General features: G+C 73.0%; 23 protein-coding genes and 2 tRNA genes. 15 read left to right on the forward strand and 10 right to left on the reverse strand.

Going from position 1 to position 24,997, the window contains the following annotated elements; translation table 11 throughout:
* Positions 1 to 1,109: siroheme synthase CysG (cysG, locus tag ACFE86_RS10645; RefSeq protein WP_375455306.1), on the forward strand; the 1,109-nt coding region annotated here is incomplete at its 5' end.
* Between the two features lie 121 nt (positions 1,110 to 1,230).
* The gene (locus tag ACFE86_RS10650) at positions 1,231 to 1,812 is read left to right on the forward strand and encodes an SCO family protein (protein WP_375455307.1); all 582 of its coding nucleotides are present in this window, start codon (positions 1,231 to 1,233) and stop codon (positions 1,810 to 1,812) included.
* Positions 1,813 to 1,838: 26 nt separating this feature from the next.
* Here ACFE86_RS10650 and ACFE86_RS10655 read toward each other — a convergent pair whose 3' ends face one another.
* Positions 1,839 to 3,719, reverse strand: coding sequence for a glycosyltransferase family 2 protein (locus ACFE86_RS10655; protein ID WP_375455308.1), 1,881 nt, complete (start codon positions 3,717 to 3,719; stop codon positions 1,839 to 1,841).
* A gap of 116 nt (positions 3,720 to 3,835) precedes the next feature.
* On the opposite strand from ACFE86_RS10655, the gene ACFE86_RS10660 reads away from it, so the two are divergent.
* The 6 genes from ACFE86_RS10660 (at position 3,836) to ACFE86_RS10685 (ending at position 9,358) form a co-directional block, all read left to right on the forward strand.
* Positions 3,836 to 4,702 carry a transporter substrate-binding domain-containing protein gene (locus ACFE86_RS10660; RefSeq protein WP_375455309.1) on the forward strand — a complete coding sequence of 289 codons (867 nt, stop codon included), beginning with the start codon at positions 3,836 to 3,838 and terminating at the stop codon, positions 4,700 to 4,702.
* A gap of 80 nt (positions 4,703 to 4,782) precedes the next feature.
* The gene (locus ACFE86_RS10665; RefSeq protein ID WP_375455310.1) at positions 4,783 to 5,115 is read left to right on the forward strand and encodes a nucleotidyltransferase domain-containing protein; all 333 of its coding nucleotides are present in this window, start codon (positions 4,783 to 4,785) and stop codon (positions 5,113 to 5,115) included.
* Positions 5,112 to 5,594 carry a hypothetical protein gene (locus ACFE86_RS10670; RefSeq protein WP_375455311.1) on the forward strand — a complete coding sequence of 161 codons (483 nt, stop codon included), beginning with the start codon at positions 5,112 to 5,114 and terminating at the stop codon, positions 5,592 to 5,594. The genes ACFE86_RS10665 and ACFE86_RS10670 overlap by 4 nt, the downstream gene beginning before the upstream one ends.
* Before the next feature lie 131 nt (positions 5,595 to 5,725).
* Positions 5,726 to 7,432 (forward strand): lysine--tRNA ligase, encoded by a 1,707-nt coding sequence (locus tag ACFE86_RS10675; RefSeq protein WP_375455312.1) that lies wholly within the window; start codon positions 5,726 to 5,728, stop codon positions 7,430 to 7,432.
* A gap of 269 nt (positions 7,433 to 7,701) precedes the next feature.
* Complete coding sequence (locus ACFE86_RS10680; protein ID WP_375455313.1) at positions 7,702 to 8,904, forward strand: sensor histidine kinase; 1,203 nt, start codon at positions 7,702 to 7,704, stop codon at positions 8,902 to 8,904.
* Positions 8,905 to 8,974: 70 nt separating this feature from the next.
* Positions 8,975 to 9,358 (forward strand): response regulator, encoded by a 384-nt coding sequence (locus ACFE86_RS10685; RefSeq protein WP_375455314.1) that lies wholly within the window; start codon positions 8,975 to 8,977, stop codon positions 9,356 to 9,358.
* A 7-nt stretch (positions 9,359 to 9,365) separates the two neighbouring features.
* Here the strand turns inward: ACFE86_RS10685 and ACFE86_RS10690 are convergent, their stop codons facing one another.
* Positions 9,366 to 10,553, reverse strand: a complete 1,188-nt coding sequence (locus ACFE86_RS10690; RefSeq protein ID WP_375455315.1) for a putative zinc-binding metallopeptidase — start codon at positions 10,551 to 10,553, stop codon at positions 9,366 to 9,368.
* A 303-nt stretch (positions 10,554 to 10,856) separates the two neighbouring features.
* On the opposite strand from ACFE86_RS10690, the gene ACFE86_RS10695 reads away from it, so the two are divergent.
* Genes ACFE86_RS10695 through ACFE86_RS10705 form a run of 3 tightly spaced genes read left to right on the forward strand, consistent with a single transcriptional unit; the run spans position 10,857 to position 17,553 of the window.
* Positions 10,857 to 14,126, forward strand: a complete 3,270-nt coding sequence (locus ACFE86_RS10695) for a DUF2126 domain-containing protein (protein WP_375455316.1) — start codon at positions 10,857 to 10,859, stop codon at positions 14,124 to 14,126.
* Positions 14,123 to 16,657, forward strand: coding sequence for a circularly permuted type 2 ATP-grasp protein (locus ACFE86_RS10700; protein ID WP_375455317.1), 2,535 nt, complete (start codon positions 14,123 to 14,125; stop codon positions 16,655 to 16,657). Before ACFE86_RS10695 ends, ACFE86_RS10700 begins: the two co-directional genes overlap by 4 nt.
* Positions 16,654 to 17,553, forward strand: a complete 900-nt coding sequence (locus tag ACFE86_RS10705; RefSeq protein ID WP_375455318.1) for a transglutaminase N-terminal domain-containing protein — start codon at positions 16,654 to 16,656, stop codon at positions 17,551 to 17,553. Before ACFE86_RS10700 ends, ACFE86_RS10705 begins: the two co-directional genes overlap by 4 nt.
* A 34-nt stretch (positions 17,554 to 17,587) precedes the next feature.
* On the opposite strand, the gene ACFE86_RS10710 is transcribed toward ACFE86_RS10705, so the two are convergent.
* The 4 genes from ACFE86_RS10710 to ACFE86_RS10725 form a co-directional block, all read right to left on the reverse strand.
* Positions 17,588 to 18,058: a DUF6894 family protein gene (locus ACFE86_RS10710; protein WP_375455319.1), complete on the reverse strand. Its 471-nt coding sequence runs from the start codon at positions 18,056 to 18,058 to the stop codon at positions 17,588 to 17,590.
* Between the two features lie 61 nt (positions 18,059 to 18,119).
* Positions 18,120 to 18,344, reverse strand: coding sequence for a hypothetical protein (locus ACFE86_RS10715; RefSeq protein ID WP_375455320.1), 225 nt, complete (start codon positions 18,342 to 18,344; stop codon positions 18,120 to 18,122).
* A gap of 131 nt (positions 18,345 to 18,475) precedes the next feature.
* On the reverse strand, positions 18,476 to 18,670 hold the full coding sequence (locus ACFE86_RS10720; RefSeq protein WP_375455321.1) for a hypothetical protein: 195 nt from the start codon (positions 18,668 to 18,670) through the stop codon (positions 18,476 to 18,478).
* 62 nt (positions 18,671 to 18,732) lie between these two features.
* Complete coding sequence (locus tag ACFE86_RS10725; RefSeq protein ID WP_375455322.1) at positions 18,733 to 19,422, reverse strand: autoinducer binding domain-containing protein; 690 nt, start codon at positions 19,420 to 19,422, stop codon at positions 18,733 to 18,735.
* Positions 19,423 to 19,611: 189 nt separating this feature from the next.
* Between ACFE86_RS10725 and ACFE86_RS10730 the strand changes: the two genes are divergently transcribed.
* The 4 genes from ACFE86_RS10730 to ACFE86_RS10745 all read left to right on the forward strand — a co-directional run bounded on the left by ACFE86_RS10730 (position 19,612) and on the right by ACFE86_RS10745 (position 21,750).
* Positions 19,612 to 19,863 (forward strand): hypothetical protein, encoded by a 252-nt coding sequence (locus ACFE86_RS10730; RefSeq protein ID WP_375455323.1) that lies wholly within the window; start codon positions 19,612 to 19,614, stop codon positions 19,861 to 19,863.
* Between the two features lie 238 nt (positions 19,864 to 20,101).
* Positions 20,102 to 20,845 (forward strand): trypsin-like serine protease, encoded by a 744-nt coding sequence (locus ACFE86_RS10735; protein WP_375455324.1) that lies wholly within the window; start codon positions 20,102 to 20,104, stop codon positions 20,843 to 20,845.
* A 146-nt stretch (positions 20,846 to 20,991) separates the two neighbouring features.
* A complete protein-coding gene (locus ACFE86_RS10740) occupies positions 20,992 to 21,243 on the forward strand; it encodes a hypothetical protein (RefSeq protein ID WP_375455325.1) in 252 nt (83 codons plus the stop codon).
* Positions 21,244 to 21,357: 114 nt separating this feature from the next.
* On the forward strand, positions 21,358 to 21,750 hold the full coding sequence (locus tag ACFE86_RS10745) for a phage holin family protein (protein WP_375455326.1): 393 nt from the start codon (positions 21,358 to 21,360) through the stop codon (positions 21,748 to 21,750).
* 207 nt (positions 21,751 to 21,957) lie between these two features.
* On the opposite strand, the gene ACFE86_RS10750 is transcribed toward ACFE86_RS10745, so the two are convergent.
* The 4 genes from ACFE86_RS10750 to rocF form a co-directional block, all read right to left on the reverse strand.
* A tRNA-Asn gene (locus ACFE86_RS10750) sits at positions 21,958 to 22,033 on the reverse strand.
* A 317-nt stretch (positions 22,034 to 22,350) separates the two neighbouring features.
* A tRNA-Cys gene (locus ACFE86_RS10755) sits at positions 22,351 to 22,424 on the reverse strand.
* A 171-nt stretch (positions 22,425 to 22,595) separates the two neighbouring features.
* Complete coding sequence (locus tag ACFE86_RS10760; protein ID WP_375455327.1) at positions 22,596 to 23,492, reverse strand: urease accessory protein UreD; 897 nt, start codon at positions 23,490 to 23,492, stop codon at positions 22,596 to 22,598.
* Positions 23,493 to 23,497: 5 nt separating this feature from the next.
* A complete protein-coding gene (gene rocF / locus ACFE86_RS10765) occupies positions 23,498 to 24,445 on the reverse strand; it encodes an arginase (protein WP_375455328.1) in 948 nt (315 codons plus the stop codon).
* Positions 24,446 to 24,997 lie beyond the last annotated feature (552 nt).

A 24,997-nucleotide genomic window follows, 5' to 3' on the forward strand; every position in this document is an offset into this window, starting at 1 on the left:
GCGCCATCGTCAACGCGGTGGACCGGCCGCACCTCTGCGACGTGAAGTTCGGCGCCATCGTCAACCGCTCGCCGCTGGTGGTCGGCATCTCGACGGAGGGCGCCGTGCCGGTCTTCGGCCAGACCGTGCGGGCGCGCATCGAGGCGATGCTGCCGCGCGGGTTTTCCCGCTGGGTCGCCGCGGCGCGCGACTGGCGCGCGAGCGTCACCAGTCGCTTCCACGGCTTTGCCGAGCGCCGCGGCTTCTGGGAGCGGTTTACGGACCTGGCCTTCGCCGAGCCCGACCGGGCGCCGACGCAAGGAGACCTCGACAGGCTGCTCGCCCAGACCGAGGCCGCGCCGAAGGGCGGGGCGGTGACGCTGGTCGGCGCCGGGCCGGGCGACGCCGAACTGCTCACGCTGAAGGCGCTGCGGGCTCTGCGCAACGCCGACGTGATCCTCTACGACGACCTCGTCGCGCCTGAGATCCTCGACTACGCCCGGCGCGAGGCGCGCACGATGCTCGTCGGCAAGACCGGCCACGGCCCGTCCTGCCGCCAGGACGACATCAACGCGCTGATGGTGCAGTTGGCAAAATCCGGCAAGCAGGTGGTGCGGCTCAAATCCGGCGACCCGCTGGTGTTCGGCCGCGCCGGCGAGGAGATCGCGGCGTGCCGGGCTGCCGGCATCCCGGTGGCGGTGGTGCCCGGAATCAGCACGGCGCAGGGGGCGGCGGCCTCGCTCGGCGTCTCGCTCACCCATCGCGACGCGGCGCGCCGCCTGCAATACGTCACCGGCCACGACCGCCGCGGTGCCCTGCCCGACGACCTCAACTGGGGCGCGCTCGCCGACCCCTCCGTCACCACCGTGGTCTACATGCCCAAGCGGACGCTCGGCGCCCTGCTGGCGCGGGCGGTTGCCGAGGGGCTGGCGCCCGCCACGCCCGCGCTCACGGTGTTCAACGCGACGCGGCCGAACCAGGCGGTGGTGCGCGGCACCGCGGCCGACCTCGCCGGCCGCGTCGAGGCGTCCGGCCTCGACGGGCCGGCGATCCTGATGGTGGGGGAAGCGTTCTCGGAGATGCGCGGCGCGGTGGCGAGCGGGGTCGAGGCGGAGCGGGTCGCGGTCTGACGCTTCGGGATAGCGGTGGGGATCGCCACCTACGTGGAGGCATCGTGGCGACCCCATGCCGGCTTGCCTCTCGCGCCGGCCCATGCTCATCCCCGGCCCCGCGAGAGATTCCGGAAAACCCATGCGCCGCGCCCTCCTGCCCATCCTCGCCTTCGTCCTCGGTCTCGTGGCCCTGAGCGGCGCGGCTGTGTTCGCGCTGATGCCGGAGCGGGCGGAGGTGGGGACGTCGAGCGTCGGCGGCCCGTTCGCGCTGGTGGACCAGGACGGCAGGGCGGTCACCGAGGCCGATCTCGCCGGGGCGACGCACCTCGTGTTCTTCGGCTTCACCCACTGCCCCGACGTCTGCCCGACGACGCTGCAGCAGATCTCGGACGTGCTCGTCGCGCTCGGCCCGAAGGCGCGGGCGATGAGGGTCGCCTTCATCACCGTCGACCCCGAGCGCGACACGCCGGCGAGCCTGAAGACCTACCTGTCGAGCTTCGATCCCCGCATCACCGGGCTCACCGGCAGCCCGGCGCAGGTGGCGGCGGCCGTGAAGAGCTACCGCGCCTACAGCCGCAAGGTGCCGGGCAAGGACGGCGACTACACCATGGAGCACACGGCGCTCGTCTACGTGATGGATTCGCGGAACCGCTTCCTCGGCGCGCTCAACCTGATGCGCCCGGCCGACGAGACGGCGGCGGAACTGGCCAAGCGGATCTGATCCCGGCGCGGGGACGGGGCACGCGCTCACGCCGCCGGTCGCTTGGCCGGCCGCCGGGGACGCAGCAGGCCGCTGCGGGAGGTGCGCGAGAGGCCGTGCTCGGTCTTGTTCCAGCGCGAGGGCGCGCGCACGAACTCGATCACCGCAAGCCACGCCGCCACGCTCACCAGCGCGAAGTAGACCGGCATGACGGGCACGAACCACAGCAGGTCGAACCAGCCCCGCCGGATGCAGCCCAGGGCCGCCGGCAGCACCAGCGCCGCGAGCCCCGACAGGAACAGGGTGATCGCGATGGCAAGCGGCAGGTTCGGCCAGGGGTGGGGTGCCGCCGGGATCTCGCGCAGCAGGAAGTCGGCCGCGGCCCAGACGATGAGGAGCGGGTAGACCAGCGCCGAGGCGACGGCGCCCGGCAGCAGGGTGGCAGCGCACAGGGTGTCCAGCCTCCCGAGCCTCCGGTAGGTCTCGATCGGACGGCGCCCATGCGTGACGCTCGTCTGCAGGTAACCCTTCATCCAGCGGATGCGCTGGTGCAGCCACGATTTGAACCGGATCGGCGCCTCCTCGATCGTGGCGCTCGGCAGGTCGCCGACATCGTAGCCGGCCAGCGCCAGCCGCATGCCGAGGTCGGCATCCTCGGTGACGTTGCGCGCGTCCCAGCCGTGCAGGCGCCGCAGCACCTCGGTGCGGACATGCATCGAGGTGCCGCCCAGCGGCATCGGCAGGTGCCAGTGCGCGAGCGCCGGGTTCAGCACGTCGAACAGGCCCGCGTACTCGAGGGCAAAGCACCGGGCGATCCAGGAATCCTCCGGGTTGTCGATCACCAGGCGGCCCTGGAGGCAGGCGGTGCTCGGAGGCGCCTTCGCGAAGATCTCGGCGGCGAGCCGGAGCTGGCCGGGATCGGGCACGTCCTCGGCGTCGTAGACCACGAGCAGGTCGCCGCGGGCGAGCGGCAGGGCGACGTTGAGCGCCCGCGGCTTCGTCCGCGGCACGCCATCGGGCACCGCGATCACCTCGAAGCGGGCGGGGAGGGGGATGCGCGCCAGGGCCGCGATGGTGCCGGCGTCGTCGGCCTCGACGACAAACTTCAGGTCGAGCTTGGCCGCGGGGTAGTCGAAGCGGGCGAGCGCGGCGACGATGCGCGGCACCACGCGGGCCTCGCGGTAGAGGGCGACGAGGACGGTGTAGGTCGGCAGGTCGCGATCGCTCAAGGGGGACGGGCTCGGCGGCGGATCGATCGCGGCGCCGACGAACAGGGCGCCGACGCGGAAGGTCGCCATCCCCAGGAAGAGCGTCTGCGCGGCGACGGTCGCGGCGAGCGCGAGCGGCGGCGGAAGCGCGACGAACAGGGCGACCGCGCTGCAGGCCACGAGGCCGACGAGCATCAGGGCCGGGCCGAGCGGCCCGCTGCCGAAGGCCCAGTCCGGCGCCTTCGCCTCCAGGTCGTCAGCGGCGTAGTCGGCGATCGCACGGGGAAGCGCCGCGAACAGGGCGGCGCGCAGGCGCGTCGGGCTCGTCACCGCCGGCATCCGGCCGCGCGGACTGCGCCCCGACAGCAATTCGGCGATCTGCCGGCCGCGCGGCGCCAGCACGGCCGGCGCCGAGGCGCCCGAGACCAGCGGCGCCATGCCGAGCACCAAGCTGTCGGGAAAGCGCGCACCCATGCCGAGCGGGATGTCGGAATCGAGGAACTCGGCCTCCAGCGCCCGGGCGAGCGCCCGGTAATATGGTTCCTCGGCCATCAGCCCGGCGCGCAGCAGGGCGGTCGCCGCATCGGTGCCGCTCGCCTGCGCGAGCGCCGCCGCCGCGCCGAGCAGCGCCGGATCGACGCCTTCGGCTGCGAGGAACGCGATCTCCGGCGGCAGCGCCGACGTGTCGGAGGGGTGGGCCAGGAAGTGGAGGAACGACACGGGGGCCGGCTGCCGCAGGCTCGGGGACGTGCTAGGGGAGGGGCGTGAGCCGGACCCTCTCCACGTCGCGCCCTCGGCGCATCGCGATCATAGCGACGTCAAGTTACGGCGCAAGGATGACGGCTACACTGAAGACCTTTGTCCTCGTAACAGCCCTCTATTCTGCCTTCGTGCCACGGGCAGGCAGCCAAGAGCGGCCCAACGGCGCGCCCGACACGGTGACCGTGCCGAACTTCTGGAACCCGCGCAGCCGCGGCGAGCGGGTCGAGGCGCCGCAGACCGGCCGGGCCGTGCGCTTCCTGACCGACGACGAGTTCCCGCCGCTGCACTTCGCAGGGCCGGACGGAACCCCGACCGGCTTCGCGGTCGAACTCGCGCGCGCCGTCTGCGAGAAGCTGGCGATAGCCTGCACCATGCAGGCCCGGCGCTTCGACACCCTGCTCGACGGGCTCGCCGACAAGCAGGGCGACGTGGTCGCCGCCGCGATCCCGCTGACACCGGCCTTGCGGGCCAGGTTCTCCGCGACGCGGCCGTATTTCCGCTGGCCGGCGCGCTTCGCCGCGCGCGCCGACCGCGGCCTGGCGGTCCCGTCGGCCGGGACGCTGGCGGGCAGGTCGGTGGCGGTCCTGGGCGGCAGCGCGCACGCGGCCTACCTCGCGGCGTTCTTCCCGAAGGCCGAGGCGAAGGCCTTCGCCGACCTCGCCTCGGCCGAGGGCGCCGTGAAGCGCGGGGAGGTAGATTGCGTCTTCGCCGACGGCCTCAGCCTCGCGCTCTGGGTCGGCGGCCTGGAGGCGGGCGATTGCTGCGCGCTGGTCGGCGGCGCCTACCTGGAGAACCGCTATTTCGGCGAAGGCATCGGCCTCGTCACCCGCCAGGAGGATGCCGCGCTCTCCCGCGCCCTCGACGACGCGCTCCAGCGGGTTTGGGACGAGGGCCGGTATGCCGAGCTGTACCTGCGGTTCTTCCCCGTCAGCCCGTTCTGATGTGGGTCGGGGCCGGCGCTTTTCCGCGGCCGTCGGCCGGGGTATCGTCGCGCGGGCCCTGCAGCAGGCGTGAAGCAGCCATGACGGCTCAGAGCCGGTTCGAGCGCATCGTCGCGGCGCGCACCGCGGACCGGCACGGGACGGCGCAGGCTCTGGCCGCCCGCATCGTGTCGGACCTGGAAGGGCAGGGGCGCGAGGTCGCCGTCATCGGCTCGCTGGCGAGCGGACACTTCCGGCTGCATTCCGACATCGACCTGCTGGTGCGCAGCCCCGTCGACCCGGCCGGGCGCGGGGCGGTGGAGCGCGCGGTGGCGGCGGTGCTGCGCGGCACGGGCATCCCCTACGACCTGATCTTCGCCTGCGACCTCACGGAGCCGCAGCGGGCGGCGTTCGAGCCGGCGTCCGGGGCGTGATCGCATCCCGGCAGCCGGTCTTCGCGAAGCTCGGGCCGAAGCTCGAACGGGCCGGCCGCGAACGCGCCAACCTCGATGCGTTCCTCGCCCGGTACGATACCCTTCCCGCGGATCGGGCCACCGCCTGGGGGCGTCTCACCGCCATCGCGGCGGCCGTGCACAACGCCTATGACGGCGTGGAGGATGTCCTGCTCGCCCTTGCAAACGACGTGGACGGCGCCCTGCCGACCGGCGACACCGCGCATCAGGACCTCCTCGACCAGATGCGAGCCGACATCCCCGGCCTGCGCCCCGCCGTCCTCGACGACGACCTCTACATCGCGCTGACGGAGTTGAAGGGCTTCCGGCATCGCGTCCGGCACAATTATGGCTTCGACCTCGACGCCGCCCGGACGGAGCAGAACCGCATGCTGGTGCAGGCGACCTTTCCGAAGTTCGTCGATGCCATCAGGACGCTGGAACGCCTGCTGACGGCCTGACGCCCCGGCGGCGAGGACCGGGCGGGCCGACGACCTTCGTAAAAGGCGGCGCAACGCGATTTCGCATCGCGGCAAAGCGATCTAGGGTGCCGGCCTTCCGAAAAGGCCCTTCATCCATCAAGCGTCCCGCCATGTCCGCCTCCTTGCACCTCGACCCCGACCTGATCGAGGCCGCCGCCACCGCAGCCGCCTGGCCGTTCGAGGAGGCGCGCAAGCTTCTGGCGAGGATCGAGCGCAAGCCCAAGCAAGACGTGCTGTTCGAGACCGGCTACGGGCCGTCGGGCCTGCCGCATATCGGCACCTTCGGCGAGGTGGCGCGGACCGCGATGGTGCGCCACGCCTTCCGGGTGCTGACGCGGGACGCCGTGCCGACGCGGCTGATCGCGTTCTCGGACGACATGGACGGCCTGCGCAAGGTGCCCGACAACGTGCCCGAGCGCGACATGCTCGCCCGTCACCTCGACCAGCCGCTGACGCAGGTGCCGGACCCGTTCGGGACGCATGACAGCTTCGGCGCGCACAACAACGCGGAACTGCGCCGCTTCCTCGACGCGTTCGGGTTCGACTACGAGTTCCGCTCGGCGACCGACTGCTACCGGACGGGCGTGTTCGACGCCGCCCTGATGCGGGTTCTGGAGCGTTACGACGCGGTGATGGCGATCATGCTGCCGTCGCTGCGCGCCGAGCGGTCGGCCTCCTATTCGCCGTTCCTGCCGCTGCATCCGGTGACGGGGGCGGTGATGCAGGTGCCGATCGACGCGGTTCGGGCATCCCGCGGCACCCTGGTCTGGCGCGACCCGAAGACGGGCGAGGCCTACGAGACGCCGGTCACCGGCGGCCACGCCAAGCTGCAATGGAAGCCCGACTGGGCGATGCGCTGGGTGGCGCTCGGCATCGACTACGAGATGGCCGGCAAGGACCTGATCGACTCGGTCAAGCTGTCCGGGCAGATCGCCCGCGCCCTGGGGGGCGAGCCGCCCGAAGGCTTCAACTACGAACTCTTCCTCGATGAAAAAGGCCAGAAGATCTCGAAGTCGAAGGGCAACGGGCTGACCATCGACGACTGGCTCGCCTACGGCACGCCGGAGAGCCTGAGACTGTTCATGTACAACAAGCCGCGAGAGGCCAAGCGGCTGTTCTTCGACGTGATCCCGCGCCACGTCGACGACTATCTCGGCTTCCTCGACCGCTACGCCGGGCAGGAGCCGAAGCTGAAGCTCGGCAACCCGGCCTGGCACCTGCACGCGGGCGCGCCGCCGGTGCCCGAGACCGTGGGGGAGGCAGGCGTCAAGGGTACGACGCTGACCTTCGCGATGCTGCTCAACCTCGTGGCGGTGGCCAACGCCGACGAGCCGGGCGTGCTCTGGGGCTTCATCCGGCGCTATGCGGCCGATGTCGGACCCGCGACCCATCCCGGCCTCGACCGGCTGGTGGGCCACGCGCTGGCCTACTTTCGCGATTTCGTGCGCCCGGCCAAGACCTACCGGGCGCCGAATCCGGAGGAGCGCGCGGCGCTGGAGGACCTGTCCGCGGCGCTCGCCGGGCACGACGGCTCGACCGATCCGGAAGGGCTGCAGGCGGTGGTCTACGAGGTCGGGCGCCGGCACTTCCCGGACCTGTCCGGCAAGGGCAGGAGCCCGGACGGGCGGCCCGGCGTGGCGCAGGCGTGGTTCACGACGATCTACACTGTTCTGTTCGGGGAGGCCCGCGGGCCGCGCTTCGGCTCGTTCGTGGCGCTCTACGGGGTGGCCGAGACCCGCGCGCTGATCGGAAAGGCGCTGTCGGGCCAGCTCATGGCCGAGCACGCCGCCTTCATGGCCGGCCGCGCGCCGTCCTGAGACGCCGCCGCCACGGCCGCGTGCTGCGCCGATCGAGGGACGACGGACGCGCCATCCTGCCGCACGACGCGAAGAAATTGCATTTTGGACCCAAAGTCCGATCCGGCCGGACCGGATTCCGGCGCCAGGCCATCACGCCGCAGGTTTCCGCAACAGGCTGCATCTCCACCGCAGGTGCGCGATCCCAGGCAATTTAAATCTCCGGTTGCAATTTCCCCCGCCTTCGCCGACATTGCCTCGGATGCGACGGTGACGTGAAGGGAGTGGCGGTGGAGTGGATTCGATCGCTCGGATCGACCAACAGCCTCTCGCCGCACGGCATCTGCCTGTTCTGGGAACCGGGTCTTATCTGGACCCATGTGGCCTCGGATCTGATCATCGCCGGTTCCTATTTCTCGATCCCGATCGCCCTCGGATACTTTCTCCTGAAGCGGCGCGACATCGCCTTCGAGAACGTGTTCTGGGCGTTCGCGGCCTTCATCCTGGCCTGCGGCACGACGCATCTGTTCTCGATCTGGACGTTGTGGGTGCCGGATTACGGCATCGAGGCCCTCGTCAAGGTCGCGACGGCGGCGGCGTCGGTCACGACGGCCTTCATGCTCTGGAAGGTGATGCCGCGCCTGCTCACGCTCCCGTCGCCGCGCCAGCTCCGGCGTGCCAACGATGCCCTGCGGCTCGGCATCGCGGAGCGGGACCGGGCGCTCGCGGCCCTGGAACTCGCCACGGGCGAGAGGCTGCGGGCGGAGGAACGCCTCCACCATGCGCAGAAGCTCGAAGCGATGGGCCAGTTGACCGGCGGCGTCGCGCACGACTTCAACAACATGCTCAACATCGTGATCGGCAACATGGAGATGATCCAGCGCCGGATCCCGATCGACGACCCGATGCACCGCTGGGTGTCCAACGCGATCACCGGCAGCGAGCGCGCGGCGGCGGTGACGCACAAGCTCCTCGCCTTCGCCCGCAAGCAGCCCCTCTGCCCGCTGCCCTGTTCCGTCAACGACCTCGTCGGCAACGTGACCGATCTGGTGCGCGGGACCCTGACCGGCGGCCTCAGCCTGCGGACCGATCTCGGCGCGGGCCTGCCGCTCATCGCGGTCGATGGCGGCCAGTTCGAGAACGCGATCCTGAACCTCGTCTTCAACGCGCGGGATGCCATGCCCCACGGGGGCGTCGTCACGATCACCACCGACCGGAGCGCGGACAACGTCAGGGTGGCGGTGAGCGACACCGGCTGCGGCATGGCCGCCGACGTGGCCGAGCGGGCGTCGGAGCCGTTCTTCACGACTAAGCCCGTCGGCCACGGGACCGGCCTGGGCCTGAGCCAGGTGGTGGGCTTCGTGCGCCAGACCGGCGGCCGCAAGGAGATCGAGACCAAGCCGGGACAGGGCACGACCGTCACGCTCTGGTTCCCCTGCATCGACGTGTTCGCCACGGAGGCGGAGCAAGGCCTCGCGCTGGCCTGCGCCTGAGGGGTCGGGCGCGGCGGTCCGGGGGACGCCACCGGGGAAGCGGCGTGTGCCGGAGCGAGGGGAGACGACCGTGACCAGGAAGCCGACCGTGCTGATCGTCGAGGATGCGGACCTGCTCCTCGAAGTGACGATCGACGCCTTCCAGTCCGCCGGCTACGAGACGATCGCGGCGAGTTCCGGCGAGCAGGCGTTCGCGATCATGGAGGGTGCGGAGACGATCGACCTGCTGCTCACCGACATCCGCCTTCCGGGCACGATCGACGGGTGGGACATCGCGGAGCGCGCACGCACGCGCCTGCCCGCGCTCCCGGTCATCTACGTCACCGGCTACAGCGACGTGGAACCGCGCCGGGTCGAGGGCAGCCTGCTGTTCCTCAAGCCGTGCCGCTCGGCCAAGCTGCTCGACGCGGCCCAGAGCCTCGGCGTGGGGGCGGGCTGGGCGGGGCTGGCGTGAGCGGGGCTCACGCGTTCGGCGCGGCGACCCGCTGGCGCAACCCTGCGATCACCGCGCGCAGGATGTCGGCGCCGGCCTCCGCGCCGGCCTCGGCGGTCATGTCGGCGCGCACCGCGTAGATGCGCTCGTGCACGAAGGCGAGCTTGGCGATCACCGCCGGCGTCAGCTTGAAGGGATAGAGGTCCGGCTGGCCCATGCTGCGCGCGAGCGAGTTCACCGCGTAGGTCAGCGGCAGCCACGCCGCGATCAGGCGGTCGAGGTCGGGCGTGCGGTAGGGGTCGAAGTCGATCACCACCGGTTCGGCCGCGCCGTGGCGAAGGCGCGGGCGTAATCGCAGCTCGAAGGTCGAGGCGGTCTCGATCGTGTCGACGATGTGCAGGTAATGCGCCCAGGTCTCGGCGAAGTCCTCCCACGGATGGCTCGTGGCGTAGGCCGAGACGTAGGATTCCTCCCAGTCCGCCGGCGCGCCGTAGGCGTAGTGGGTCCGCAGCGCGCCGACGTAGTTCAGGCTCTCGTCGCCGAACAGGGCGCGGAAGGTCCGCTGGTGCGGGCTGTTCTGCACCAGGAGGTACCAGAAGTAATGCCCGATCTCGTGGCGGAAATGCCCGAGCAGGGTGCGGTAATGCTCGCCGAACCGGACGCGGCGGCGCTCGCGCTCGACGTCGTCGGCCTCTGCGATGTTCATGCTGATCAGGCCGTTGAGATGGCCGGTCAGCACCGGCGGCCCGATCAGGAAGCTCTCGGAGGGGTCGACGAGGAAGTCGAAGGCGAGCCCGTCGGTGTAGGCGGCGCGGGTCGCCAGCGGCAGGTCGAGGCGCAGCAGCGAGTAGAACAGCCGGCGCTTGGCCGCCTCCACCTGCCGCCAGCGGGTCAGGTTCCAGGCGAGCGTCAGGTCGGGCACCACGCGGTTGTGCCGGCAGGCGATGCAGAAGGTCTCGGCCGCGTCCTCGGGCACGAGCCAGTTGCACGCCGCGTGCCTGGCGTTGGCGCAGAAGCGGTAGCGGCGCCCGGGATGGGCGTAGGCGTGGACGGTCGGCGCTCCTTGCGCGCCCGGATGGAGCGACGGGCTGGAGGGCTCCAGCGCCGAGATCTCGTGCACGGCGCAGACGTAGCCCAGCCGCCGTTGGCACGAGTCGCAGGCCGTGCTCTCGAAGGTCAGCGGCTGGTCGCAGGCCTGGCACTGGAAGATCTTCATCGCGGGTCCCGGCGCCCGGGGCGGGCCGGCGCGCCGTCCGCCGGCGCATCCCGCGCCGGATCGGGTCCAGCCCCGTCCGCGGTCCGCCCCTGCGCCATCAAACGGACTGGGCCTCCGAAGTTCCCGCCCGGCGCCGCGCAGGGCATCCGCGCGCCGTCCCAGCCCATCGCCCAGCCCATCGCCCGTCCCCGCGCCCGACGCACGGAAATTGCTTGCCGAGGGCCCTTTGCCGCATAAGTCGCGGCACGAGACGCCGCCGCCTCGCATCCGGCGCCCGGATTCATCGTCCAGACGAGAGTGCCCGTGTCGATCAAAGCCGCCCTGCACCACGTCACGCACTACACCTACGACCGGCCGATCGCGCTCGGTCCCCAGGTGATCCGCCTGCGGCCGGCCCCGCACACCCGCACGAGGATCCCGTCCTACACCCTGAAGGTGACGCCCGAGAACCACTTCGTGAACTGGCAGCAGGACCCGAACGGCAACTGGCTCGCCCGGCTCGTCTTCCCGGAGAAGAGCGCGGAACTGAAGATCGAGGTCGACCTCACCGCCGACATGTCGGTGATCAACCCGTTCGACTTCTTCGTCGAGGACTACGCGCAGACGCGCCCCTTCGCCTACGCCCCGGACCTGACGGCCGAGCTCGCCCCCTACCGCGTCCTCGACGACGCGCACGGCCCCGAGATCGACGACTTCCTCACGCGCCTGCCGTCGGAGCCGAACACCGTGCTGTTCCTGGTGGCGCTGAACGGGCAGATCGCCCGCGAGGTCGCCTACGGGGTGCGGATGGAGCCGGGCGTGCAGACGCCGGCCGAGACCCTGACCCTGAAGAGCGGCTCCTGCCGCGATTCCGGCTGGCTGCTGGTGCAGGTGCTGCGCCGGATCGGCTTTGCCGCCCGCTTCGTGTCCGGCTACCTGATCCAGCTCGTGCCCGACACCACCGCCGTCGACGGCCCCGAGGGCACCAAGACCGATTTCACCGACCTGCACGCCTGGGCCGAGGTCTACCTGCCGGGCGCGGGCTGGATCGGGCTCGACGCCACCTCCGGCCTGCTCACCGGCGAGGGTCACATCCCGCTCGCCGCCACCCCGCACTACCACTCGGCGGCGCCGATCTCGGGGCTGGCCGAGCCGGCCAAGGTCGCGTTCGGCTTCGAGATGACGGTGACCCGCGTGGAGGAGACCGCGCGCATCACCAAGCCGTTCTCGGAGACGGTGTGGGCTGCCATGGACGCGCTCGGCGACCGGGTCGACGCGGATCTCACGGCGCAGGACGTGCGCCTGACCATGGGCGGCGAGCCGACCTTCGTCTCGGTGGACGACTTCGAGGCGCCGGAATGGAACATCGCCGCCGTCGGCCCGAGCAAGCGCGGGCTCGCCGACACGCTGATCCGGCGCCTGCGCGACCGCTTCGCGCCGGGCGGCCTGCTGCATTACGGCCAGGGCAAGTGGTATCCGGGCGAGAGCCTGCCGCGCTGGGCCTTCGCCCTGTACTGGCGCCGCGACGGCCGCCCGATCTGGCGCGACGCCGGCCTGATCGCCGCCGAGGACGGCCCGAAGACGGCCGACGCCGCCGCCGCGCGAAGGCTGATCGACGCGGTGGCCGGGCGCTTCGGCCTCACGGCCTACGTGATGCCGGCCTACGAGGACCCGGCGCACTGGGAGGAGAAGGCGGCGGAGCTTCCCGTCAACGTGACGAAGGCGGAGGCCAAGAGCGGCTCGGTGGAGTTCGACGCCCGCATCGCCCGCGTCTACGGCCGGGGCCTGGGCGAGCCCGCCGGCTTCGTGCTGCCGCTCGCGAGCCTGCCCACCGGCCGTGACGGCGATGCCGACCGGCGCTGGATCTCGGAAGCCTGGGAGTTCCGCCGCGGCCACGCCTTCCTCGTGCCCGGCGACTCGCCGCTGGGCTTCCGCCTGCCGCTGGGCTCGCTCCCGCACGTGCCGCCGGAGCACTACCCCTACTACCAGCCGCAGGACCCGCTGGAGCCGCGCGACGCCCTCCCGGACGGGCATCCCGGACAGGCGACGGTGAACGGCTCCGGCATCACCGGCGTCGCGGTGCGCACAGCCCTCGCGGTGGAGCCGCGCGACGGCGTGCTGCGGGTGTTCATGCCGCCGACCCAGCGGGCCGACGAGTACCTCGAACTCGTCGGCTGCCTGGAGGAGGCGGTGGCGGAGCTCGGCCTCCCGATCCACGTCGAGGGCTACGAGCCGCCCTTCGACCCGCGCCTGAACGTGATCAAGGTGACGCCGGACCCCGGCGTGATCGAGGTCAACGTCCACCCCGCGACCTCGTGGCGCGAGGCGGTGGCGATCACCACCGAGCTCTACGCCGACGCCCGCCGGACCCGGCTCGGCGCGGAGAAGTTCATGACCGACGGCCGCCACACCGGCACGGGCGGCGGCAACCACGTGGTGATGGGCGGCGCGACGCCGGACGATTCGCCGTTCCTGCGCCGGCCCGACCTGCTCAAGAGCCTGGTGCTGTACTGGCAGCGCCACCCGGCGCTCTCGTACCTGTTCTCGGGCCTCTACATCGGCCCGACGAGCCAGGCCCCGCGCATGGACGAGGCCCGCCACGACGGCCTCTACGAGCTGGAGATCGCGCTCGCCCAGGTGCCGGGGCCGGGCGAGCCCAACATCCCGCGCTGGCTCGTGGACCGGGTGTTCCGCAACATCCTCGTGGACGTGACCGGCAACACCCACCGCGCCGAGATCTGCATCGACAAGCTGTACTCGCCCGACGGCCCGACCGGCCGCCTCGGCCTCTTGGAGTTCCGCGCCTTCGAGATGCCGCCCGACCCGCGCATGAGCCTCGCGCAGCAACTGCTCCTGCGCGCGCTCGTGGCGTGGCTGTGGCGCGAGCCGCAAGGCGGGGCTTGTGTCCGCTGGGGCACGGGCCTGCACGATCGCTTCATGCTGCCGCATTTCCTCTGGGCCGACTTCCTCGGCGTGCTGGAGGATCTGCGCGGCGCGGGCTACGGTTTCGACCCCGCGGCCTTCGAGGCGCAGGCCGCGTTCCGCTTCCCCGTGTTCGGGCAGGTCGAGCACGGCGGCGTCCACCTCGAACTGCGCCAGGCCCTGGAGCCGTGGCACGTGATGGGCGAGGAGGGGACCAGTGCCGGCACCGTCCGCTTCGTCGACAGCTCGGTCGAGCGCCTGCAGGTCAAGGTCGAAGGGTACGTCCCCGGCCGCCACGTCATCGCCTGCAACGGGCGGCGGCTGCCGATGACCGGCACCGGCACCGGCGGCGAGGCGGTGGCCGGCCTGCGGTTCAAGGCGTGGCAGCCGGCCTCGTCGCTGCACCCGACGATTCCCGCGCACGCGCCGCTGACCTTCGACATCCTCGACGCGTGGAGCGGGCGCTCGCTCGGCGGCTGCCGCTACCACGTGGCGCATCCGGGGGGCCGCAACTACGAGACCCATCCGGTCAACACCTACGAGGCGGAGGGGCGACGCCTCGCGCGCTTCCAGGCGCACGGCCACACGCCGGGCCGGATCGCGATGCCGCCGCCCGAGGCCAACCCCGAATTCCCCCTTACCCTCGACCTGCGAACGCCGCCCCCCGCATGAGCCCCGCGCTGGCGACGGCCACGGCCGGACAGGGCGCGGCGGACGGGCCGGACCGCCTCGCGCGCTGGACGGAGGGCTACCGGCCGGAAGCCGGCCGGCCGGACGAGTACCTCGACGCCGAGGGCCGCCCGCGCGGCGCGTGGCCGCGCCTGCTCGAACGGCTGGCGCGGCTCGCCGAGCCCGAGATCATGGCCCGCTTCGTCTCGGCCGAGCGCCACATCCGCGACACCGGCATCTCGTTCCGGATCTACGGCGACCAGCGCGAGCACGCGTGGCCGCTCAGCTCCCTGCCGCTGGTGATCGAGGCGGCCGAGTGGCGGGCCTTGAGCGCCGGCCTGATCCAGCGCGCCGAGCTGATGGAGGCGATCCTTTCCGACGTGTACGGGCCGGGCCGCCTCGTGGCGGACGGCCTGCTGCCGGCCGCCGTGGTCGCCGGCAGCCCCGAGTTCCTGCGCCCGCTCCAGGGGGTCTCGCCGCCGGGCGGCCGCCACCTCAAGCTCTACGCCGCCGACATCGGCCGCGCGCCGGACGGGTCGTGGCGGGTGCTCGCCGACCGCACCCAGGCGCCGTCCGGCCTCGGCTACGCGCTCGAGAACCGGATGGTGCTCGGCCGCACCTTCCCGGACGTGTTCGAGAGCCTGCAGGTCGAGCGCTTCCCCGCCTTCTTCCAGGCGTTCCGCGAGGGCCTGGCGGCGGGGTCCGAGCGCTCCGACCCGCGCATCTGCCTGCTGACCTCGGGCCCCTACAGCAGCACCTACGTCGAGCAGGCGGCGCTGGCGCGCTACCTCGGCCTGATGCTGGTGGAGGGCGACGACCTCGTGATGCAGGACGGGCGGCTGCACGTGCGCACCGTCTCGGGCCTCAAGCGCGCCGACGCGCTCTGGCGGCGGATCGACGGCGACTTCCTCGACCCGATCGAGCTGAACCCGGCCTCGCGGCTCGGCATCCCCGGGGTGATCGAGGCGCTGCGCAACGGCAGCCTGGTGATGGCGAACATGCCGGGTTCGGGCGTCGTCGAATCGGCCGCGCTCAGCCCCTACCTCGAGACCATCGCGCACCGCGTCCTCGGTGAGGGCCTCACGCTCAAGAGCCCGCCGGCCTGGTGGTGCGGAGACCCGGCCGGCCTCGCGCACGTGCGCGAGAACCTCGACGCGATGACGCTGCGCCCCGCCGCCACGCCGCAGCGCGGGGCGGGCCGCGACGCGATCCTCGGGCCGCAGGCGCTCGCGGCCGAGCGCGAGCGGGTGATCGCGGCGCTCGGCGACCGCCCGTTCGACTTCGTCGGGCAGGAACTCGGCCCGCTCTCGACCATGCCGGCCTGGGCGCGCACGGACCGCGGCCTGCACCTCGTGCCGCGGCCCTTCGCGCTGCGGGTGTTCGCGACCCGGACGCTTGAGGGCTGGCGGGTGATGCCGGGCGGCTTCTGCCGGGTCTCGGAGCGCGAGAACGTCGATCCGATCGAGATGCGGCTCGGCATCCGCTCGGCCGACGTCTGGATCCTCTCGGAGAACCCGGTCGATGCCCGCAACCTCGTGCAGCAGGCGACGCCGCGCGTGCGGCGGATCTCCGGCCACCTGCCCTCGCGGGCGGCCGACGGCCTGTTCTGGTTCGGCCGCTACGTCGAGCGGTCCGAGGCCGTGATCCGCCTCGTGCTGGCGCACCTGCGCAGCGTCGGCGACGCCGTGGTCACCGACATCTCCGGCGACACCGCCGCGCCGACGGCCTTGCGCATCCGCGCGCTGCTCGACGAATGGGGCGCTGCCAGCGCCGCCGACCTGCCGACCGCGGCCCTGGCGCAGGAGGCGCTGACCGGGCGCGAGGCCCACGGCTCGGCCCGCGCCCACCTGATCTCGGCCCGCGGCAACGCGGCCACCTTGCGCGCGCGGCTCTCGGGCGAGGCGTGGCGGGTGCTCGCCGACCTGATCGACCTGCTCTCGCTCGATGCCGCGCGCGCCTTCACCGAATCGCAGCTGCTCGGCCGGGCCGAGCGGGCGCTGAGCCACATCGCGGCGCTCTCGGGGCTGACCCACGAGAACATGAACCGCGCCGCCGGCTGGCACTTCGTCGATCTCGGGCGGCGCGTGGAGCGGGGCATCAACACCTGCGCCTTCGCGCTCGCCCTGGCCGACGACGAGGCCGGCCCCGACTGCCTCGGCGTGCTCCTGTCGCTGGCCGATTCGCAGGTGACCTACGGCGCGCGCTACATGCAGGGCGTGGCGCTGGACCCCGTGCGCGACATGGTGCTCCTCGACCCCTACAACCCGCGCTCGGTCGCGTTCCAGGCGGAGGCGATCGTCCGGCACCTGGCCGACCTGCCGGCGCTCTCGGCCGACGGCATCCCCGAGCCGCATTGCCGGCTGGCCGCGCGGATCGCGGCGGGCCTGCGCAGCGGCGAGGCCGCCGAGTTCGACGCGGTCGGGATGGCGCGGATCGAGGCCGACCTGGAGCGGCTCGCCGACGCCATCGCCGGCCGCTACTTCCCCAACGGCCCGCACGCGCTGCGCTCGGAGAAGCTGGCGGGGCTCGCGTGATCTACACCCTGCGCCACGTCACGACCTACCGCTATGCCAGGCCGGTGCGGTTCGCGCGCTGCTCCCTGCGGCTCAAGCCCACTGAGGGCGAGGGCCAGAGCGTGATCGAGAGCGTGGTGACCATCGACCCGAGCCCGGCCACCGCCTCGATCCGGCGCGACTATTTCGGCATCGAGACCGTCGGCATCACCCTCGACACCCCCCACACCACGTTCCGGGTGGAGGCGCTCTCGAAGGTGGCGGTCGAGCGCGGGGCGCTTCCGGCGCCCGAATCCGGCAGCCCCTGGGAGGCGGTGCGCGCGGGCGTGGTCGCCGCCCGCGACCTCGGCGCGGCGGCGCCCGTCCATTTCCTGTTCCCGAGCGCGCGGGTGCCGCTGCTGCCCGCCGTCACCGATTACGCGCGGACGAGCTTCTCCCCCGGCCGCAGCGCCTACGGCGCCGCCTTCGACCTGATGACCCGCATCCGCGCCGATTTCCGCTTCGACGCCAAGGCCACCGACGTGCGCACGCCGCTCTCCGAGGCCTTCGCCCTGAGAGCCGGCGTCTGCCAGGACTTCGCCCACGTGATGATCGCGGGGCTTCGCGGCATGGGGCTGCCGGCGGCCTACGTCAGCGGTTACCTGCGCACCCATCCGCCCGTCGGCCGGCCGCGGCTGCGCGGCTCGGATGCGAGCCACGCCTGGGTCGCGGTTTGGTGCGGCGACGGCTGGATCGGCCTCGACCCGACCAACGGCATCGGGGTGCGCGACGACCACATCGTCGTGGCCCGCGGCCGCGACTACGGCGACGTCGCACCGATCGACGGCATCGTCAGCGGCTCGGGGCGGCAGAAGCTGAAGGTCGAGGTCGACGTGATCCCGCAGGACGAGGCGGAGGCCCTGGCCCTGGTCGGGTGAGGGCGGTCCCGCGGATCGCCGGGCGGATGCCGGCTCAGCGCCCCGGTTCGAGGCCGAGGGTGAGGCGCTGGCGCGGGTCGCGCCGGAGCGACAGCAGGTCGGTGGCCGCCGCGAGGTGCGCGGAAAGCTTCGCGAGCGCGCCACGCAGGCGCGGGCCCGCCGCCGGGCCGAGCATCGCCCGCAGGCGCGCGGCGCCGCGCTCGGCGGCCGCCCGGCCCCGTGTCAGGATCGCGGCCCGGCGCAGGTCGGTCCCGGCGCGCTCCGGCGGCGCGACGGGCATGTAGAGCGCCTCGAGGAACGACAGCTCGAGGAGGCTCGCGCCGGCCGCGTCGGTGACCGCCATGACGGCGTTCAGCAGGCGCGGCTCGCCGCCGTGCTGGACGACGAGGCGGCGGACAATGGTGCGCGCCACCGCGCGCGCCGCCTCGGCGTCGGCAACGAACTGCCCGGTTCTCTCCGGCAGGTAGACGTCGTCGAGGCGGATGTTGAAGAACGCGTGGATCATGATCGGACTCCCGGTGCCGTGAGGGCGGACGGCCTGTCGCGCCGTCGGACGTGGGGCAGCGTCAGGCGGCCGGGGCACCGGATGGGATCGCGGGATCGGAGGTCTCGGCCACGCCGGGCGGCCGCGGATGGAACGCGTCGGCCAGGAGGTCGAGGCGCCGGGCCATGTCCCGCACCTCGTTGAGGGCGATGGACTTCTGGCCCTCCTTCACCGCGCGCGTGATGTCGCTGATCTGCGTCGCCGCGATGCGCTTCAGCGCGGTCGCGAGCTGGTCCTTGGTCATCATCGGCCCGGGTCCCGATTGCTGGTCAGGGGGCACCGTTGCGCGGCGCCCCTTACCAGGCGGTTGCCCGCCGGGCCGCATCGTCCGGGAAGCGGTGGACAAGTCCGTCCCCGGGCGGCTGCGGGCACGGCGGATCAGGCCGGCGCGCGCTCCGCCTCCAGCCGCTCGGCGAGGCCGAAGCCGACCCGCACCAGGAGGGCCTCGATCGCGGCCTTCATCTCCGGCGTGCCCGCCCGCTCGATCAGGCCGTGCGCCTCGATGCAGATCTCGGCGAGACGCTCCATCGGCTGGTCCGGCTCGTCGGCCGCGGTTCCGTTCTGTCGGGTCATGGCTTGGATCGCGTGGTTCTTCGGTGGGGGAGCCGGCCGCGCACGGCGTCGGGTGCGGACGGTCAGCTCGCGAGGCGGCGAGCCCGGTCGGGCCGGGCGGTGAGCACGGACGCGTCGTCGCCGCGCGTCTCGCGCAGGCGCAGGAGGGTGCGGCGGTCGAAGGCGGCGACCACCGCCCATTGCAGGGCCTCCCGCTCGCGCGGGGTGAGGCGGATGTCGGGCCGCGGCGGCCCTTCGCTCAGCACGATCGAGCGGCCGAAGGCGTAGCTCGCCACGAGTTGCAGCATGCCGCGCAGTTCCGGCGAGAGCTCGAACCGCTCGGCCCCGAAGCTGAAGCCGGCGACCCGGCCGTCGAGGGTGATGAGCGGCACCGTGAAGCCCTGGCGGAGCCGGAAGTCGCCGGCCTCCTCCATCACCCGCCGCGCGGCGGGGTCGGCGCGGTACTGCGGCTCGATGTCCGACCACAGGAACGCGGTCAGGTCCGTGGTGAGGCGATGGATCGTCGGATCGCGGAACAGGTGGCCCGCCCCGAAATACCGCTCGGTCCAGCCGGCCGGCGTGCTGTCGAGGAGGACGTGGGCGGCCTGGTCGCGCCGGCTGGTGCCGGGCACGGGGATGATGCCCGCGAAGGTGCTCTCGACGCCGAGCTTGGCCACCGCGGCGAGCAGGGTGCGATTCAGCTCGGCCACCGAGGAGGCCCGGTCGAAGGCCTGGAACAGGCCGTAGGTGAGGTCGATGGCCTTCGTGATCATGGGCGCGCAATCGTCTCGCAGAAGCCGCAAGACGGGGCTGCTTCGCCGCCTCGGCGACCGGTCCCGCGGAACCGCCGGCGCGACTGGACAGACTCCGTTCCAGGCTGTTTATAGGGCGCGAAAAATTTATTCTAGGTTGCGACGCAACCCTGCGATGCCTTCCGGGCACCGCGGCGCGAGGATGGGATCGTGGAGGACGGCCAGAACACCGGATCGAACCGGTCCGAGCGGGCCCGGGTCCTGCTGGCCAGAATCGCGGAACTCCTTCGCGTCGAGCCTTCCTTCTTCCTGTCGCCCGCTCCACGGCGCGACGCCGTCGCGGCGGATCCCACCGAGCTGCTCCGGGCCTTCCAGGCGATCGGCGACGCCGACCTCCGGCGCTCGGTGCTCGCCATGCTGAAGGATCTCGAAGCGAAGGACGGCGAGGACAAGAATTCCTGAGCCCGCCGGGCGACGGGCGATCCGCGTGACGGTGCGCGGGGTGCCGCCCCCCTTGCGCGCGCCACCCCGACGCGATGCGCCTGCCGAGGCGTCTTGCGGCATCGGGGGCTTGCAGCGTCGAGACCTTGCGGCGTCGCGCCCGATTGTCCGCCGGCGTGCCCGGATCATCTCCCAGACCGGTGCGCCGCGACCTCCTATGACGGCGTGCCGCGCCCCGGAGGCCAGCGTGCTTCGATTCATGACCGCGTCCCGCCTCGCCCTCGCCCTCCTGGCTGTCGGATTCGGCGCGCGGCCGGCCGCGTCGATCGAGGGGGGCGCGGCCGCACGGACGGGCGATCCGCTCGCGCAGCCCGCCGTCGGGATCGGCACCGTCACCGCCCCCGGGGACGGGCTGCACGTCTCGCGCTGCTCCGGGGTGCTGATCGATGCCGACCTCGTCCTCACGGCGGCGCATTGCGTCAACGGCGATCCGCTGGGCTCAATGGTGGTGTTCTTCCGCGGCGGCGAGCCGGTGAAGCCGGTGCGCACGGCCCGCGTGATCGCGCGCTACAGCCCGGACCCCGGCGCGATGACCGCGAACGTCGTCGCGGTCGACCTGAACGCGCTGTCGCTGGATCTCGCCGTGCTGCGCCTGTCCTCGCCCGTCAGGGACCGCGTGCCGGTGCCGCTCGCGACCGATCCGAGCCGGGTGCCGAGGGCGCTGCGCATCGCCGGGACCGGCCTGTCGGGCCGCGTGGTCGGCCGGCTGCGCACCGCGAGCCTGACGCCGGTCGCGGCGACGGGCACGGGCCTCACGATCGCGCGGGTGAACGGCGGCCGGGTGTGCCTGGGCGATTCCGGCGGCCCGGTCGTGGGCCAGGACCGGCGCGGCGTGTTCGTGTGGGGCGTCGCGAGCGCCGTCCTGTCGCGGCAGGCCCCGTGCGGCAACCTCGTCGTCGTCGCGCCGGCGGCTCAGGTCTTCGCGGGCGGCAGGGCACGCTGACGCCACCGGCAGGATCGACGGCGTCTTCGGAGGTCCGGTTTCTTCGGGTGCCCGATGCAACGCGCGGGCACCGCAGCGGTTGAACACCGGTCGGGCCCCGGCGGCGGCGTGGCCGGGCCGGCCGTCCAGGATCGAGCGGGTTCGCCATGCTCTACGAACGCATGCTCGACTTGGCCCCCGGAATGCGGCTCGAACGCCGCCTCGCGGAGCGCATCGCGGCACGCTTGGTGATCGGGCTGCTTCTCGCAGGTCCCGTCTGCGCGATCGCCGCTCTCGTGCTGGTCTCCGGCGTCGTCCACACGCTTGCCGGCCGGATCTGCGCGGCCGGCATCGCAGCCGGCGCACGCATCCGGCACGGCCTCGATACCGTTCCCGCCGTGCGGATCGTGCCGCGCTGAGCGGTGCCGCGGGCCGGGTGTCGTCGAGGGGGAACGGCCGATCGGTGCTTGAGTTGATCACGGCCGCGCCGAGCGGCGCCCCTCCCGGCCTTCAGGCGACAGCGCGCGACGACGATGCAGGACCGGCCTTCCGAGAGCACCTTCGCGCTGGTCGTCGGCGCCCTGCGCGCGAGCCGCGAACTGGCAGGCCGGACGCTGGCCCTGGCGCGAACCGAGATCGAGGGCAACCTTCGCGCCCTCGTCGGCCTGCTCGCGCTCCTGGGCGCGATCGTCGTGCTGCTGGTCTCCGCGTTCTTCGTCTTCCTCGACGCGCTCGTGAAGGCGCTCGCCGTGCTCATCGGCTCGGAGGTCGTGGCGGCGGCCCTCGTCGCGAGTCCGTTCACGGTCGTCGCGGGCATTCTGACGATGGTCGGCGTGCGCCGGATCGCGCGCGTCACGGCGCTCCCGGAACGCACCCTCGGCCGGGTGCGGGCCGATGCGCGGGCGGTCCTGCCCGGCCGGCCGTAGGCCGTTCCGGGTTTCGATCGTCCGGCATCGCGAAGCCGACGAGCCGGCGGCTTCGCGTCCACGTCCCGACGGCGGACCGGCACCGGGGGCGCGTACCCGAGCGGATCGCCGATCGGGCGGCCGCACGGATGTCCAGCCCCGCACCCTCCGACCCGGTACGGGGCTCAGGGCGAAAAGATGAACTGGAACAAACTTTTGAAATCAGGATGGCTCCCCGAGCAGGACTCGAACCTGCGACAAGGCGATTAACAGTCGCCTGCTCTACCAACTGAGCTATCGGGGATCACGGGGGCGTCTCTACACAGGGCCGATGCGGGGCGCAAGGGCGCCGAACGGCTGTTTCGGCGATCCGCGGAACCTTACGGAGGATGAGGGCGCGACGCCGAGGGCACTGTCGTTGCGCCCCTGCCACAGCACGGGACGTCCGCCGTTGCCGCGCGTCGGCCAGGTCCGGTCAACGGAACGAGGACGCCGGAGTGTTTCCCGACGAAGTGGATGCCGGTTCGTCGCCAACGTGCGCGTTTAAGACGAAGAGCTGGGGCCGAGCACGATCCGGCCTGGTCGGGCACGGGTCTCGAGGAAAGGCGGTCGGCGGCGACGTGGAGGCCTCGCCCGGAATCGAACCGGGGTGCAAGGATTTGCAGTCCTCTGCGTAACCACTCCGCCACGAGGCCTCGTCGCAGGGCGGCCCCGGACAGCGAGGGGAGCCGCTCGGCCCGTGCCGGGCGGCCGGCGCGGGGTGAGCGGTCTCTAGCAGACGAGACGGGCGCTGGGCAACGGCCGAAAGCATGGAGCGCCGCGCGGGGCGAAAGCCCGCGGATGCGGGCCCCGGCCCGGGCCCTTCGTCACGCCTGCCAGACCCGCGGCATCGGGGCGCCGCGGTAGCGGGCGAGGAGGCGGGCGGCGAGGTCGCGCAGCCGGCCGAGGTCCGGAGCGAGGAAGCGGATCGCGAGGTGCCCGTTCCAGGCGCTCGCGCCCGCCTCGACACCGGACGCGGCGTTCGCGCCGAAGGCTTCCAGCAAGGCGCGGGCCTCCTCCAGGCGCGCCTCAGCGCCGGGGGAGAGGTCGAGCAGCGTCGCGCAGGCCCGCGCCCCGCCGCCGATCGCCGGGCGCGCGAGCAGCGCCGCGATCGGGCCGTCGAGGCGCAGGCTGTCGGCGTAGGCGAGACGCCCGGCCCGGCGCACCCGCCACACGTCCTCGAACAGCCCCGCCTCCACCGTCTCGCCGCGGGCGGCGCGGCCGAAGGCCACCGCCTCGAACACCAGGAGCCCGGCATCGGGGGCGAGGTCCGCCGTGAAGCGGCGGCGCAGCCGCGCGCGGTCGAACAGGATCGTCTCCTGCGGCAGCCACGCCAGCCGGGCCCCGGGGCCGAGCGCGACCCGGTTCGCGATCCGGCTCACCGGCCCGTCCGAGCGATAGACCTTCTCCGCCGCCGTCGTGGTGAGGACGAGGCCGGCCTGCGCCTCGAGGTCGAGCGAGACCGTGAGCGCGTCGCCGCAGGCGATCCCACCCGCGGTGTTGACCAGGATCGCCTCCATCGCGCCGCCGTGGGCGCGGGGAAACCGCAGGCGCGCGGGTCCGGATTCGGACAGGTCGCGGACCCGCGTCGGCGTGCCCGCGCCGTCGGTGCCGACGCGCAGGGCGACGTGGCCGGCCGAGCGTTGGCGGGCGGGGGCGGGCGGCGGCGCCTCCCCGGCCGAGGCCGCCCGCACCGCGTCGGCGTCGCTCGAACGATCGCGCATTCCGGTCAGCCGCGGGCGGCGGGCGGCGGCACGGCCGCGACCGGTGGGGTCGGCCGGTCGAGGATGCGCCGGCCGAACAGGCTCGCCACCAGTTCCACCAGCACGCGGGCGCTACGGCCGCGCTCGTCCAGGAACGGGTTGAGCTCGACCACGTCGAGCGAGCCGACGAGCCCGGAATCGTGGAGCATCTCCATGATCAGGTGCGCTTCGCGAAACGTCGCGCCTCCGGGCACGGTGGTGCCGACGGCGGGCGCGAGGCCCGGATCGAGGACGTCGATGTCGAAGCTGACATGGAGGTGACCGCCGGCGGCCGCGACCCGCTCCAGGCTGCGCCGGAGGGGCGCCACCACGCCGAACTCGTCGATGTGGCGCATGTCGGTAACCTCGACCCGGCGCGCGGCGACGAGCGCGCGCTCGCCCGCATCGATCGAGCGCAGGCCGAACAGGTGGACGCGGGTCGGGTCGAGCGGCGCGCGGCCGGGATCGGAAAACAGGCTCGAGAGGCCCGGCTCGCCGCAGAGCGCGGCCAGCGGCATGCCGTGGAGGTTGCCCGACGGCGAGGTCTCCAGGGTGTTGAAGTCGGCATGCGCGTCGAGCCACAGCACGAAGAGCGGCCGCCCGGCGGCGGCGCAGTGGCGCATCGCGCCCTCGACGGTGCCGAGCGACAGGCTGTGGTCGCCGCCGACCACCAGCGGCAGGTCGCCGGCGGCGAGGATCGCCTCGACCCGGCGCGACAGGGCGCGTGTCCAGGCCGCGACGGCGGGCAGGCCGACGGCGTCGGCCGGACCGTCCGGCGTCAGGTCGCCGTGGTCGGCGACCGCGTGGCCAAGCGCGCGCAGGGCGCGGACGAGGCCGGCGGTGCGGAGCGCGGCCGGGCCCATGACGGCGCCCGGCTCGCTGGTGCCGACCTCCACCGGCGCCCCGAGGACCGCGATGCGTGCCGGCGTGTCCATCCCCACGAAATCCATGCCGCTCCCGTCCCACCGCACCCCGGCATCCGCCGCGTCGGCGCCCGCTCTTCCGCCAACGCCCCCCGCCGTCGACGCATCAGGAGCCGTGAGGCGCGTTCGCGCTCGGCCTCCAACGGAGGAGGTGCCGCGAGACTTCGGGCCGCCGGTATACCGCCAAGCGGAAGAAATCCAGTTCCGCGGGCCAGCCGCTCCTGACCCGCGCGTGAGCCGGGGCCCAACCTCCCCGGCAGAGGCTTGCGGATTCACACATCCCGGCGCTTGACGCCTCGGTGGCGGCGCATCCCCTCATCCCCGCGGGGCTACCGGATCACGCATCGCGCAGGGCGGGCACCGCGCCCCCCTCTGCGGGGGAGGGTGGCCCTCGCGTGAGCGAGGGTCGGGAGAGGGGGGACGTGATCAACCGCGTCAGGCCGGAGATGCTTCCCCGGCCGTGCCGGACGCGGTGTGTCAGCCGGTTCCGGCGCCCGACGCGAACGCGCCGCACACGCGCGTGCATGCCGCGCCCTGCCGCCCGCGAAGGACGGCTACTCGGCG

Source organism: uncultured Methylobacterium sp., assembly GCF_964244095.1.
GTDB lineage: Bacteria > Pseudomonadota > Alphaproteobacteria > Rhizobiales > Beijerinckiaceae > Methylobacterium.

Coding starts and splice junctions, on each gene's coding strand:
- ACFE86_RS10650 (WP_375455307.1), top strand. CDS start 1,231: ATGCGCCGCGCCCTCCTGCCCATCCTCGCCTTCGTCCTCGGTCTCGTG.
- ACFE86_RS10660 (WP_375455309.1), top strand. CDS start 3,836: ATGACGGCTACACTGAAGACCTTTGTCCTCGTAACAGCCCTCTATTCT.
- ACFE86_RS10665 (WP_375455310.1), top strand. CDS start 4,783: ATGACGGCTCAGAGCCGGTTCGAGCGCATCGTCGCGGCGCGCACCGCG.
- ACFE86_RS10675 (WP_375455312.1), top strand. CDS start 5,726: ATGTCCGCCTCCTTGCACCTCGACCCCGACCTGATCGAGGCCGCCGCC.
- ACFE86_RS10690 (WP_375455315.1), bottom strand. CDS start 10,553: ATGAAGATCTTCCAGTGCCAGGCCTGCGACCAGCCGCTGACCTTCGAG.
- ACFE86_RS10700 (WP_375455317.1), top strand. CDS start 14,123: ATGAGCCCCGCGCTGGCGACGGCCACGGCCGGACAGGGCGCGGCGGAC.
- ACFE86_RS10710 (WP_375455319.1), bottom strand. CDS start 18,058: ATGATCCACGCGTTCTTCAACATCCGCCTCGACGACGTCTACCTGCCG.
- ACFE86_RS10715 (WP_375455320.1), bottom strand. CDS start 18,344: ATGATGACCAAGGACCAGCTCGCGACCGCGCTGAAGCGCATCGCGGCG.
- ACFE86_RS10720 (WP_375455321.1), bottom strand. CDS start 18,670: ATGACCCGACAGAACGGAACCGCGGCCGACGAGCCGGACCAGCCGATG.
- ACFE86_RS10725 (WP_375455322.1), bottom strand. CDS start 19,422: ATGATCACGAAGGCCATCGACCTCACCTACGGCCTGTTCCAGGCCTTC.
- ACFE86_RS10735 (WP_375455324.1), top strand. CDS start 20,102: ATGACCGCGTCCCGCCTCGCCCTCGCCCTCCTGGCTGTCGGATTCGGC.
- ACFE86_RS10740 (WP_375455325.1), top strand. CDS start 20,992: ATGCTCTACGAACGCATGCTCGACTTGGCCCCCGGAATGCGGCTCGAA.
- ACFE86_RS10745 (WP_375455326.1), top strand. CDS start 21,358: ATGCAGGACCGGCCTTCCGAGAGCACCTTCGCGCTGGTCGTCGGCGCC.
- ACFE86_RS10760 (WP_375455327.1), bottom strand. CDS start 23,492: ATGCGCGATCGTTCGAGCGACGCCGACGCGGTGCGGGCGGCCTCGGCC.
- rocF (WP_375455328.1), bottom strand. CDS start 24,445: ATGGACACGCCGGCACGCATCGCGGTCCTCGGGGCGCCGGTGGAGGTC.